Below are 12,133 nucleotides of genomic sequence, written 5' to 3'. Positions count from 1 at the left end.
CACAGCGCTATTCGGTTACTGCCGTCATAGCTTCAAATACCGCGATTTCATTGGGTAGTTCGATGTTCGGATTACCTCCGAAAAAAATGCGAATTTGGGCGATAGCCTGCCACTTCAGCATTTCAATTCCAGAAACCGCGAAACAGTCAGCATCTTGCCAAAGCAGCGCTAGCTTGGATGGCCAATTGGCGTAGGCCACATCGAGCAGCATTCCACCAGGTTTGAAGTTTTTGCGCTCAAAATTTGATTCGGCAAACTCATCTAGTGCTCCGGCTGGCAGCGTCGAGATAGTTAGGTTAGCCCAACCGATGGAACCACCTAGGTGCCAAGATCGAGATGCTCTTAGTCCAAGCGATTTTCCCTTTTTGATGAGCGTCGAACGTGTCCGTTTGTTTCGGGCATGAATTCGAACTTCTGCTTTCGGGTTTAGGTACCTGGCTGCCACTAGTGCCGACATGGCGGTCGCGCCGCTGCCGATAATAAGAATTTTTTCGGGCTTTGGCTCCTTGGCCTTAGACACGGCTTGAACAATGCCAAACACATCAGTGTTGTATCCGGACCAGCTGCCATCATTGTTTCGCACCAGCGTGTTGGTGGCTCCGGTTTGCTGCACGAATTCGTCAACAATTTTGCAGATTCTGGTTGCTTCTTCTTTCAGGGGCATGGTGACGCTAAACCCATCCCAAACCTCGGGCAGACTTTTGATAAAAGACCAGAGACCACCCTTGCCAACCTCGGCTCGACCATATTGCCAATCAAGTCCGAGGACTCGGTAAGCTGCGTTGTGAATGGCTGGAGATTTTGAATGGCCAATTGGATTTCCCAGAACCGCGAATCGCTTACTCATAACCTGGATTCTCCTTCATCCAGTTCAGCCACTCACGAACTGCAATTTGGTGCTCAGCGTATGTGGTTGAGAATCTCGTTTCGCCGGTTTCAAGATTGACCGTACAGAAGTAAAGCCAGGTTCCGTCTGCCGGATTCAAGGCGGCATCGATGGCAACAGATCCCGGAGCCGATATCGGACCAATCGGTAGACCAAAGTACTTGTAGGTGTTGTAACCGTTATCAGCGTTGCGTTCAGCCTCGGTAGTTGCGACCGTCGTACCGTTGACGCCGTAGCTGACCGTTGCATCGGACTGAAGCTTCATGCCCTGGTCGATACGATTCAGAAACACACGTGAAGCACGGTAAAAGTCGTCCTCGAGTCGCGCCTCTTTTTGAACAATCGACGCCAAGGTGAGAACTTCGTGAATTTTCTCTGGGGCGATGCCGAACTTCTGAATTTCCTCATCCATTCTTTCCCGCAGAGTCAGCAGAATGTCTAGTGCGCTGGTGCCCGGTGAAAAACTGTAGGTAGCCGGAAAAAGATAACCCTCAAGACTTGGAGCTTCTTTCGGTAAATCAAACTTCGACAGGTCGGAAGCCGCACCGGAGAAATCTTCCACGGCTAATCCGGTGGCATCGCTGAGTGCTGCAAAAACTTGATGAATGCGTAATCCCTCGCGGATGGTAACCCGGTTGGTCACCTGGCTGTTCGGGTCACTCAACGCTGAGAGAGCTGCGATTGCTGGCATTTCAAGTTTTAGTCGATAGGTGCCCGGATAAAAGACTTGGTTTCTTTCCAGGATGAGTTTGTAGGTAAGTCTGAAATTCTTAGTAATGCCGGCAGTTACCAAATTGTTTGCGACATCTTCTCCGGTTTCACCTTCGGCTATCACAAAATCTACTTCGGTGGTTCCAGAGCCCTTATAGTCATTGCCGATAATTTGCTCAAAAGCCGAGCGTATTTCCGAGCGGAAGGTGAACGCGGTTCCGCCGGCAACCAAAACGAAAACTAGACCGATGGCTGCAATTCGTCTAAGCCGAAACTTGGATTCAGATCGCATCAGAAAATCCTCTCATCCTAGGCTTGGCCGAGACGCCATTGGTCTAGAAAGGAATTAAGTATTTCCACAGCAGCAGCAGCATCGACAATGCTTTTTGAATTCCTCGAGTTTCGTCCGGCAGCGTATAGCTTGTTTTGGGCAATTCTTGTGGTCAGGCGTTCATCAATTAGGTGAACCGGGACAGTTACCTTGTTTTGAAGGCTTTCGGCGAACATCCTGGCATCTTGCGTTGATGCCGTGTCATCACCGGTCAGGTTAACCGGCAAGCCGACCACAAACTCGGTTACCGAGAATTCATCGAGCAAATGCTCAATCGCGGCGATTGTATCGTCTACGGATTCACTTCTGGCTACGGCACCGACCGGAGTGGCTAAAATCCGGTCAGGATCACAAATGGCCACGCCAACTCTGGCGCGTCCAACATCGAGTGCAGCTATTCGTCCGGGCCTCAAAGACTCGCGAGTTCCTGACGGATTGCTTTTGACGCGTCATCAATGGCAGCCACATTAGAGCCGCCACCTTGAGCGATATCATCTTTACCGCCGCCGCCACCGCCCAAGACTGAGCTGGCAAGTTTGACGAGCACACCGGCTTTAGCGCCGGTCGCTCTTGCAGCTTCATCGGTTGCAACCATGACCATTGGCTTGGAGTCAACGACAGCAAAGAGTGCAACGACTGAACTAGCCAATCTTGCTCTTATTTCAAGTGCGATTTGGCGCAGCTCATCCGCGTTGGAGATTTCACCCAGATTTGCCGAAACGAAACGTAGGTCACCAATTTGTTCGGCCGCAGCGAGTAGTTCCGGAATACGAGATTGAAGCGCAGCAGCGGAAGCGGCGCTAAGTTTGCGATTCGCCTGTTTCAGTTCTTCTGACAGCGCTGCGATTCGCTCTTCCAGGGATTCGCGAGGAGTTTTCAGGCTTGCCTCAAGGCGGGCTACTAAAGCGCGCTCGTTACGCAGCGAGCGGAACGCCTCGATTCCAACCAATGCCTCAATACGACGGGAACCTGAACCAACCGATGATTCGCCGATTATCGAAACCAAACCAATTTGGCTGGATCTAGAAACGTGCGTTCCACCGCATAGCTCTCTAGACCATGGACCGCCGATTTGGATGACACGAACCGATTCATCGTAGGTTTCGCCAAATAGAGCGACTGCTCCCCAGGCTTTGGCCTCTGGCAAAGTCATGTATTGCGCGGAGACAGCGAGATCGCGTCGAATCGCGAGATTAGAAACTTCCTCAATCTCAGACTTAGTTTCCTCAGATAAAGCTGAAGTCCAAGAGAAGTCAAGGCGCATGTATCCGGGTTTGTTATAACTTCCAGACTGCAATGCGTTTGGACCGAGTACTTGTCGAAGTGCGGCGTGAACAACGTGGGTTGCACTGTGGGCTTGGCAAGCGCCAAGTCGCCATTCGTGATCTACTGCAGTTTGAACCTTTTGGCCGACCTCAACTTGACCCTTGCGAACTAGGGCTTTGTGCGATACCAAACCCTTCACAGGTTTCTGTACATCGATAATTTCTAACTCGAGACCATTTGCTGTAATGAGGCCGGAATCTGAGTCTTGGCCTCCGCTCTCGGCGTAGAAAGTTGTTTCGTCGAGAATTACCTCAACCAAATCACCCTCGACACCCTTGCTTGTTACTTCACCCTCTTTGATGACACCTAGAATTTTGGCTTCGGTTTCCAATGCTTCGTAACCGGCGAATTTGGTTTCGCCCAAAGACCGGAACTGTGAGTAGACAGCCAGGTCTACTCCCCCAAGTTTCTTTGAACGTGAGTCGGCCTTGGCACGCTCCTTTTGCTCGGTCATCAGGGCTCTAAATGCGTCCCTGTCGACGCTAAGTCCCTGCTCTTCAGCAATCTCAAGGGTCAAATCAATTGGGAACCCGTAAGTGTCGTGCAGCAAAAAAGCTGTTGAACCACTTAGTTCTTTGGAACCGCTGCGCTTGACTTCCGCAAGTTCTTCTGCCAACACAGCGTTTCCGCTGGTCAGAGTACGCAAGAAAGTTTCTTCCTCGGCTACTGCAACTCGAAGAATTCGATCGAAGTCGGATTCGAGTTCTGGGTACGACTCTTTCATAGCATCTTTCGAAACCTCAAAAAGCTTTGCTAGCACGGGTGTTTCAACACCCAAAAGTCTCATCGAACGAATTGAGCGACGGAGCAATCTTCTTAGGACATAGCCGCGACCGTCGTTAGCCGGAGTTACGCCATCACCAATCAGCATTAGAGAAGAACGGATGTGGTCGGCAACAACACGCAAACGCACGTCATCTTCAACCGATGCTCCATAGGTTTTGCCAGAAAGCAAAGCGGCAAGATCTAGAACTGGTCTTACTTCATCAATTTCGTAAAGGTTCTCAACACCCTGAAGCAAAAACGCCACACGCTCAAGTCCCATGCCGGTGTCGATGTTCTTTTTAGGGAGCTCACCCAAGATTTCAAAGTTGTCTTTGCCAAGCCCTGCTCCGCGCTCGAATTGCATGAAAACGAGATTCCAGATTTCGATATAGCGATCTTCATCGGCCTCTGGGCCACCCTCGCGACCATAAGCAGGACCGCGGTCGTAATAAATTTCACTGCAAGGTCCGGCTGGTCCCGGTTGACCGGTAGACCAGTAGTTGTCTTTCATTCCACGGCGTTGAATCCGCTCGAATGGAATGTCGGCGACTTCACGCCAGATTTCAATGGCTTCGTCGTCGTTCTCGAAAACCGTCACCCAAAGAAGTTGCGGGTCAATACCGAGGCAACCCTCGCCGCGGGAACCGGTCAAAAATTTCCAGGCATACTCGATAGCTTCACGCTTGAAATAGTCGCCGAAAGAAAAATTGCCGTTCATCTGGAAAAAGGTTCCGTGGCGAGTGGTTTTGCCGACTTCCTCGATGTCGAGGGTTCGGATGCATTTCTGAACGGATGTTGCTCGCGGGTACGGGGCAGGCACCACACCAGTCATAAACGGTATGAATGGAACCATGCCGGCAACGGTGAAAAGCAGACTTGGGTCTTCGCTGATCAGAGAGGCTGATGGTACGACGGTGTGATTGTTTTTCTCAAAAAAATCGAGCCAACGACGACGTATTTCTGCTGTTTTCATTTGTTGCTCTCGACTAGAACTTATTTTGATTCAGGTTCGCGCTCGGCCTTTAGTTCGGCACTGCGCTCATCAAATCCTTCTTTGGCGGCGTTGGTTAGATCTTTGGCTTTACCCCAAAGTTCATCAAGTTTCGCCTTCGCAGCGGGATCTTCTTCGAGTTTCTTCGCGAGGACCAAACCTGCCGCGACACCGGTTACCAGCCAAAACATTTTCTTCATGGCTATTTCTTCTTTCCAGACAAAACGGTTTTTACCGTGCTCGAAATTCCAACTAATTTTGCCAGCGGTGAGCCAATCGCTGAAGTGATGACAGCGACCAAAGAATTGACGTTGTTGCTGACTTCAGCTGCGTTATTGGTGATGACGTCAATTTTTTCAAGTTGACGATTTGTTTGTGAAACAGTTTCAGTCAGTTCAGTGATCAGCGGGGATGCCGACTCGTTTAGGTCACGAATCGCGTTTCGCGACTCGTCTAAGAGTCGACCGAGTTTCATGATTGGCACGGCTAGAAATAGCACTAGCAATACGAAACCCGAAGCAGCAATGATTGCTGCGACATCCCCACCGGTCATTGAAATTCCTAACTTCGGCTATCGAGCAGCGTAGTACTCAACAACAAGCTGAACTTCACAGGTCACTGGAACTTCGGCACGCTTAGGGCGTCGAGTTAGAGTGGCCTGCAATTTTTCCAGCTGTACATCTAGGTAGCCAGGAACAGGAGGTAGAACGTCGACGTGACCGCCGGCTGCTGCAACCTGGAAAGGCTCAGTCTTTTCGCTCTTCTCGTGAACGTGAATGGTCTGGCCTGGCTTGACGCGGAACGAAGGACGGTCAATGCGTTCGCCGTTCACCAAAATGTGACGGTGAACAACCATCTGGCGAGCCTGCGCGATGGTACGTGCAAAGCCAGAGCGAAGCACTAGAGCGTCAAGACGCATTTCTAGTAGCTCAACTAGGTTCTCACCGGTTAGACCTTCGGTGCGCTTTGCTTCCTGGAAAGTCTTGCGCAACTGAGCTTCGCGGATGCCATACTGGGCGCGAAGACGCTGCTTCTCGCGAAGACGAACAGCGTAGTCGCTGTCTGACTTGCGCTTGGTGCGGCCGTGCTGACCAGGAGCATATGGACGCTTCTCAAGGTATTTAGCGGCCTTTGGAGTTAGGGCTAGGCCCAATGAGCGAGACAAACGAGTCTTGCTGCGTGTACGTGTTGTTTTAGACACGAGTTCCTTTCAAGGGTCGATTGACCCATAGCGATTTTTGTTCACATTGAATCTGATGATTCACTGCCACGGACACCCTGGCTATTGGGGTGTCGCACCGTTTTGAGCGTTGAGCAGCCGTGTCAATCGCTCCAGTCGGCAACCTGCTTAGTTTAGCAGGGCGGGGTCGATTGTGAAAGAACCTATTTGCGCCTAATTATTGTCTTGACGGCATTCCATATTTTGGCCAGTCTGGCCTCTTCACCCTGATCACCAAAGCGCACAAGATTTAGATCCAAGCCGTCCGGCGAATACTGCTGACTAATCACCGGTGGCGAAAAATCGTGCGGGTAGAGATACCCAACGCCTTGCCCCCGCTTCTTTGCCCCGGCATAGTTCGATGAGCGAAGCGGAAGCGGAACACGGTGCGTACCACCTTCTCGTACCATTTCAATCGCTTCATTGATAGCCCGATAGGCGGCGTTTGATTTAGGTGCCAGCGCTAGATAAATAGTGCACTCGGCCAGCGGAATTCGCCCCTCGGGCATGCCGATACGCTCGACAATTTGCGCAGTCGCTGCGGCTATCGAGAGCGCCTCGGCATCGGCGAGACCGACATCCTCAGCGGCGATAATCATCAGTCTGCGCGCAATGAACCGCGGGTCTTCCCCGCCCTCAATCATCCGAGCTAGCCAGTAGATAGCGGCATCGGCATCAGAGCCGCGCACGCTCTTGATGAAAGCACTAATGATGTCGTAGTGAGAATCGCCATCGCGATCGTAGGTGGCGAACGCCCGCTCACTAACCGCGGTCAATCCATCCAGCGTCAATTGCTCACCGCTCGCGCTATCGGCCAAGGCCTCAAGCAGGGTGAGCGCTTTTCTGGCATCGCCGGCAGCAAGCCTGGCAATTTGCGACAGGACACCACCCTCGACTTTGAACTTGGCGCCTAGACCCCGTTCACTATTCAAAGCATTCTCGAGAATGGTGACTAAGTCCTCATCGTCGTGTGGGCTGAGCTCAATCTGAATCACTCGACTTAGCAGCGGAGAAACTACCGCGAAGGATGGATTTTCGGTGGTCGCTGCAATCAGTGAAACCCAACCATTCTCAACCGCTGGTAGTAGTGCATCTTGCTGGGTCTTGTTGAAGCGATGAATTTCGTCGACAAAGAGAAAAGTTCTCTTGTTGTATAGCCCCTCTAAATCGCGTGCTTGCGAGATGGCATCGCGAACGTCTTTTATGGTCGCGGATACCGCACTAAGTTCGACGAACTTAGAATCACTGGCTTTGGCAATCAAATTTGCAAGGGTAGTCTTGCCAGACCCAGGTGGTCCATAAAGCAGGACACTGTACTTACTTTCAGGATCGGTTAGCAATTTGCGAAGCGGTGAGTTTTCACGCAACGCGTGTCTCTGTCCGAGGAACTCATCTAGCGACCTAGGGCGCACTCTAGCGGCCAAAGGCATTGAGCCCAACCTGTTGAGAAATTCATCAGCCACTGCTCAAGGGTATCGCTTACCAACAAGCGAAGGATGCGGAGTAAAATTCAAAGTCGTTGAGAGGTTTCAGATGCGTGATTCTAAAAAGATGATTACTGCTGCGGCAAATCGTAGAGCGGCTTTCGAGGCTGAGCAAAAAGCAGAGTTAGAAAAGAAGCAAAAGCTCAAGGCTCAGAATAGAAAATGGATGATTGCGGCAGCATTATCGGTTGTCGCGGCTGTAGCGATTCAGGGCTTGTTTGCACCAGCAGCCCCCGAGGACCAACCGGCTGACAGTCTAAGTAATTCTTCAATCGTTCCAGATCCAGCACTAGCCGAAGCACGGACCTGGACTGGTACATTGAACCTCAATGATGTGAGCTTGGGCATCGAACTAGACGGTGCAGCATCACCGCAATCCACGGCCAACTTTCTATCTCTTGCTCAGAATGGTTTTTACAAAGATCTTTCTTGCCACCGTTTGACCAACGGCGGATTCTTTATCTTGCAATGCGGTGACCCTAACGGCAATGGTCAGGGCGGCCCTGGCTACACTTGGGGACCGATTGAAAATGCCCCTTCAGACAACATTTACCCAGCTGGAACCATAGCCATGGCTCGAGTAGGAAACGATCCGAACAGTCAAGGTTCCCAATTCTTCATCGTCTACGAGGACACGCAAATCCCTTCTGATTCAGCGGGCGGGTACTCTGTCTTCGGGCGTGTTACCTCGGGGCTCGATCAGTTAGTCGATCTAGTTTCAACCGGCGTCGAAGGTGGCGGCTCAGATGGAAAGCCGGTTACCCCCATTTCAATCGGAACTATCGCTCTAAACTAGAGCGTAACCTCGCCTCAATTTAGGAGAATCATGTCAACACCTTCATCGTTTGGTCGCGTGGACGCCGAAAACAACGTCTTCGTTATCGAGGGGGCAACCGAACGCAAGGTTGGTCAGTACCCGGGAGTCTCTCCTGAGGAGGCGCTGGGATACTTCACCAGAAAATTTGATGACTTTGAGGCTCAGGTTCGAATCTTGGAACAACGTGTCAAGGCAAATGCCGACGCTGCATCGCTCGAGAAGATCCAGGCTAAGCTCACTGCAGAGTTAGTTGAGCCAGCCGCCGTGGGCGACCTAGCATCGCTTCGCGCACGGGTTGCCGCGCAAGCAGAGAAGATTGCCTCACTTTCTGCGGCTAAGCAGGAGCAAAACAAAGAGGCGATTGCCGCAGCTCTCGAAGCAAAGACCAAACTTGTTGAGTCGGCCGAAGCAATTGCGAACAAAGATCCAGAAAAAATCATTTGGAAGACCGGCAGCGCCGAGTTAGCAAAGCTTTTTGAAGAGTGGCAGAGCCTACAGAAGAACGGGCCGCGCACTCCTAAAGCAGCCTCAGACGCCCTTTGGAAGCGCTTTTCTTCGGCCCGAACAAAGTTTGAGGCCGGCAAGCGTGCTTACTTTGCCGGGCTCGATTCTGCCAATAAGGCCGCCAAGGCTAAGAAGAGTGAACTGGTTGCCAAGGCCGAAGCACTTGTCGCTCGAGGTGGCGAAGCTGCTAGCGATTACCGAAACCTCCTAGATGATTGGAAGAAGTCGGGTCGTTCTGCAAGTAAGGCAGATGACGCGCTGTGGGCAAGATTCAAGTCAGCCGGCGATGCTATTTATGCCGCTAAATCAGAACTCGACAAAGAACTTGCTGTCGAGCAACAGCAAAACCTTGCTGCAAAGCGTGAGCTACTCGAGTCTGGAAAGAACATCGATCCAACTAAAGATTTGGCCAAGGCCAAGAATGAGTTAGTCGAGCTTCTCTCCAAATGGGAAAAAGTTGGTCGAGTACCTCGCGAAAACATCCGCGAGATTGAAGATGGTATTCGTGCTATCGAACGTCGCGTCAAAGACGCAGAGGCGGAACAGTGGCGCAAGACCGACCCCGCAGCAATCGAACGGGCGAACTCACTACAGGGGCAACTCGAGAGCGCCATCTCGACTCTTGAATCGAAGATCGCTGGTGCGGCAACTGCGAAGAATTCAAAACTTGAAGCTAGCTTGAAGGAAGAACTTGCCACGAAGAAGGCTTGGCTAGAAGTGGTTGTAGCCTCGGCCAAGTAAGTCGCTTATTGCCTGGCCTCGCTTCGAGTCTCAGTCTCTCCTGCGTATGAAGATGCGCGTGACCCTCATAGTAGCCTCGGCTTGTTTCTGATGATTGCCTCTAGCTGCTGACGCGATATACGTCGTAAACCGCTTCGATTCTGCGAACTGCATTGAGCAGGTGTTCAAGCATTCCTGGATCACCCATTTCAAACACGAAACGGCTGAGGGCGACCCGGTCTGACCGGGTCGATACCGAAGCGGAGAGAATGTTCACGTGGTGCTCCGAAAGCACTCGCGTCACATCGGAGAGCAGACCCGATCGGTCTAATGCTTCAATTTGAATTTGCACCAAGAACAAAGATTTACCGGTAGGTGCCCAAGAGACATCCATCATGCGCTCGGGATGCATCCTTAGCTCGTTTACGTTCTTGCAGTCTGTGCGGTGCACAGAAACTCCAGAACCTCGAGTGACAAAGCCCATAATCTGATCACCCGGCACCGGAGTGCAGCAGCGGGCCAATTTGACCATGACATCAGAGTCGCCCTTGACTAAAACCCCAGAATTATTGGATCGAACTCGATTTGCACTTCTGGGAGCGCTGGGGAGTACAAATTCCGGTTCTTCAGCATCTTCTGCTGAAACGTTATTAGCCAGTTTCTCAGCGATCGACTGAGCAGATACGTGATTGTCACCGATAGCAGCGTAGAGAGATTCAACATCGGGGTACTTGAGTTCGCCGGCAAGCTTAATTAATTCATCTGCACTCATCAGCTTTTGCAGGGGCAGATTTTGCTTTCGCATCGCTTTGGCGAGCAAATCCTTGCCCTGATCAATTGCAACTTCTTTGCGTCCGGTGGCAAACCACTGTTTGATTTTCGCCCTCGCACGAGGTGACTTGACGAAGTTTAGCCAGTCTTGGCTTGGCCCCGCATCAGGTGACTTGGAGGTAAAAATCTCGACTACGTCTCCGGACTGAAGCTTTGTCTCAAGTGGAACCAGGCGACCATTTACTTTAGCCCCCATGGTACGGTGACCGACTTCGGTGTGCACTGCGTAGGCGAAATCGACCGGAGTCGCTCCCCCGGCAAGGCCCAATACCTTGCCTTTTGGCGTGAATACGTAAACCTCTTTTGCGCCGATTTCAAAGCGTAGCGAATCTAGGAACTCACCAGGATCCTGTGTTTCGGCCTGCCAGTCGGAAAGATGCTTCAACCAAGCTAAATCTTCCTCGGTGCTTTCACTTGAGCCAACCTGCTCTTTATACTTCCAGTGCGCGGCAACACCGTATTCGGCTCGTTGATGCATGTCAGCGGTTCGGATTTGAATCTCGATTGGTCGACCCGCTGGGCCAATCACCGTGGTGTGCAGTGACTGATACAGGTTGAACTTTGGCATTGCGATATAGTCTTTGAATCGGCCTGGCACCGGCGACCATCGAGCGTGAATTGAACCAAGAACGGCATAGCAATCGCGTACCTCTGGAACAATAACCCTGATGCCGACTAGGTCATAAATGTCGTCAAACTCGCGACCGCGAACGACCATCTTCTGGTAAATCGAGTAGTACTGCTTAGGTCTTCCGGCGACCTTGCCCTTGATTCGGTTCTCTCGTAAATCCGACTCGATGTCGGCAATAATGCCCTCAATGTATTCGGCGCGCTTTGGGCTGCGCTGAGTAACTAGGTTGACAATCTCTTCGTAAACCTTTGGATAGAGCACCGAAAAACTAATGTCTTCAAGCTCCGACTTAAGGGTGCTGATTCCGAGACGGTGAGCTAAAGGGGCATAAATCTCGAGTGTTTCTTGAGCTTTTCTTCGTGCTGATTCCTCGGGCACAAAACCCCAGGTGCGAGCGTTATGCAATCTGTCAGCCAACTTGATTACCAAAACACGGATGTCCTTTGACATTGCAACAACCATTTTTCGGACGGTTTCTGCCTGTGCGTGATCGCCGAATTTGACTTTGTCCAGTTTGGTGACCCCGTCAACCAACATGGCTACCTCTTCGCCAAAGTCGCTGCGAAGCTGACTTAGGGAATAGTCGGTGTCCTCAACCGTGTCGTGTAGCAGAGCAGCAGCAAGCGTTGTCGGCCCGATACCCAATTCGGCAAGAATATGAGCAACAGCGACCGGATGGGTGATGTACGGCTCGCCCGACTTCCTGGTTTGGCCGCGGTGTGCGCGCTCAGCAACTTCGAAGGCCTTTTCAATAATTGAAAGGTCTGCCTTCGGATGGTTGAGCTTAGCGATGCGCAGAACATCAGCCAATTCTTTATCGGTAGGGCCTGACTTTATGAAAAGCCGTGGAAACCTCGTTCTCAGCGCAGAGATACTCCCCGTGGAATTTATCTCTGACATCTGAAATCCTCTGATTG

11 protein-coding genes are annotated in these 12,133 nt (G+C 51.5%); 2 read left to right on the top strand and 9 right to left on the bottom strand.

Annotated features, from left to right (window positions below):
* Positions 1–7: 7 nt before the first annotated feature.
* From A4Z71_RS03500 to A4Z71_RS03465, 8 genes are all read right to left on the bottom strand, one after another.
* Positions 8–847: a shikimate dehydrogenase family protein gene (locus A4Z71_RS03500; RefSeq protein WP_070954559.1), complete on the bottom strand. Its 840-nt coding sequence runs from the start codon at positions 845–847 to the stop codon at positions 8–10.
* Positions 840–1,889, bottom strand: a complete 1,050-nt coding sequence (mltG, locus tag A4Z71_RS03495) for an endolytic transglycosylase MltG (RefSeq protein ID WP_070954558.1) — start codon at positions 1,887–1,889, stop codon at positions 840–842. The genes A4Z71_RS03500 and mltG overlap by 8 nt, the downstream gene beginning before the upstream one ends.
* Before the next feature lie 17 nt (positions 1,890–1,906).
* Positions 1,907–2,341, bottom strand: coding sequence for a Holliday junction resolvase RuvX (gene ruvX / locus A4Z71_RS03490; RefSeq protein ID WP_070954557.1), 435 nt, complete (start codon positions 2,339–2,341; stop codon positions 1,907–1,909).
* Positions 2,338–4,992, bottom strand: a complete 2,655-nt coding sequence (gene alaS / locus A4Z71_RS03485) for an alanine--tRNA ligase (protein ID WP_070954556.1) — start codon at positions 4,990–4,992, stop codon at positions 2,338–2,340. The genes ruvX and alaS overlap by 4 nt, the downstream gene beginning before the upstream one ends.
* Before the next feature lie 20 nt (positions 4,993–5,012).
* The gene (locus tag A4Z71_RS03480; RefSeq protein WP_070954555.1) at positions 5,013–5,210 is read right to left on the bottom strand and encodes a hypothetical protein; all 198 of its coding nucleotides are present in this window, start codon (positions 5,208–5,210) and stop codon (positions 5,013–5,015) included.
* Between the two features lie 2 nt (positions 5,211–5,212).
* A complete protein-coding gene (locus tag A4Z71_RS03475; protein ID WP_070954554.1) occupies positions 5,213–5,563 on the bottom strand; it encodes a DUF948 domain-containing protein in 351 nt (116 codons plus the stop codon).
* 18 nt (positions 5,564–5,581) lie between these two features.
* On the bottom strand, positions 5,582–6,211 hold the full coding sequence (gene rpsD / locus A4Z71_RS03470) for a 30S ribosomal protein S4 (protein WP_070954553.1): 630 nt from the start codon (positions 6,209–6,211) through the stop codon (positions 5,582–5,584).
* Between the two features lie 182 nt (positions 6,212–6,393).
* Complete coding sequence (locus A4Z71_RS03465) at positions 6,394–7,692, bottom strand: replication-associated recombination protein A (RefSeq protein WP_202816214.1); 1,299 nt, start codon at positions 7,690–7,692, stop codon at positions 6,394–6,396.
* Between the two features lie 70 nt (positions 7,693–7,762).
* On the opposite strand from A4Z71_RS03465, the gene A4Z71_RS03460 reads away from it, so the two are divergent.
* Together A4Z71_RS03460 and A4Z71_RS03455 are read left to right on the top strand one after the other, a co-directional pair.
* Positions 7,763–8,509 carry a peptidylprolyl isomerase gene (locus A4Z71_RS03460; RefSeq protein ID WP_070954552.1) on the top strand — a complete coding sequence of 249 codons (747 nt, stop codon included), beginning with the start codon at positions 7,763–7,765 and terminating at the stop codon, positions 8,507–8,509.
* Between the two features lie 30 nt (positions 8,510–8,539).
* Complete coding sequence (locus A4Z71_RS03455) at positions 8,540–9,775, top strand: DUF349 domain-containing protein (protein WP_070954551.1); 1,236 nt, start codon at positions 8,540–8,542, stop codon at positions 9,773–9,775.
* A gap of 100 nt (positions 9,776–9,875) precedes the next feature.
* Here the strand turns inward: A4Z71_RS03455 and A4Z71_RS03450 are convergent, their stop codons facing one another.
* Positions 9,876–12,116: a RelA/SpoT family protein gene (locus tag A4Z71_RS03450; protein ID WP_070954550.1), complete on the bottom strand. Its 2,241-nt coding sequence runs from the start codon at positions 12,114–12,116 to the stop codon at positions 9,876–9,878.
* Positions 12,117–12,133 lie beyond the last annotated feature (17 nt).

Source organism: Candidatus Rhodoluna planktonica, from assembly GCF_001854225.1.
Classification (GTDB): Bacteria; Actinomycetota; Actinomycetes; order Actinomycetales; family Microbacteriaceae; genus Rhodoluna; species Rhodoluna planktonica.
The sequence above is the reverse complement of the archived record's forward strand: the minus strand, read 5'-3'. Positions and strand labels throughout refer to the sequence as shown.

Coding starts and splice junctions, on each gene's coding strand:
- A4Z71_RS03450 (WP_070954550.1), bottom strand. CDS start 12,116: ATGTCAGAGATAAATTCCACGGGGAGTATCTCTGCGCTGAGAACGAGG.
- mltG (WP_070954558.1), bottom strand. CDS start 1,889: ATGCGATCTGAATCCAAGTTTCGGCTTAGACGAATTGCAGCCATCGGT.
- A4Z71_RS03460 (WP_070954552.1), top strand. CDS start 7,763: ATGCGTGATTCTAAAAAGATGATTACTGCTGCGGCAAATCGTAGAGCG.
- A4Z71_RS03500 (WP_070954559.1), bottom strand. CDS start 847: ATGAGTAAGCGATTCGCGGTTCTGGGAAATCCAATTGGCCATTCAAAA.
- A4Z71_RS03455 (WP_070954551.1), top strand. CDS start 8,540: ATGTCAACACCTTCATCGTTTGGTCGCGTGGACGCCGAAAACAACGTC.
- A4Z71_RS03480 (WP_070954555.1), bottom strand. CDS start 5,210: ATGAAGAAAATGTTTTGGCTGGTAACCGGTGTCGCGGCAGGTTTGGTC.
- alaS (WP_070954556.1), bottom strand. CDS start 4,992: ATGAAAACAGCAGAAATACGTCGTCGTTGGCTCGATTTTTTTGAGAAA.
- A4Z71_RS03475 (WP_070954554.1), bottom strand. CDS start 5,563: ATGACCGGTGGGGATGTCGCAGCAATCATTGCTGCTTCGGGTTTCGTA.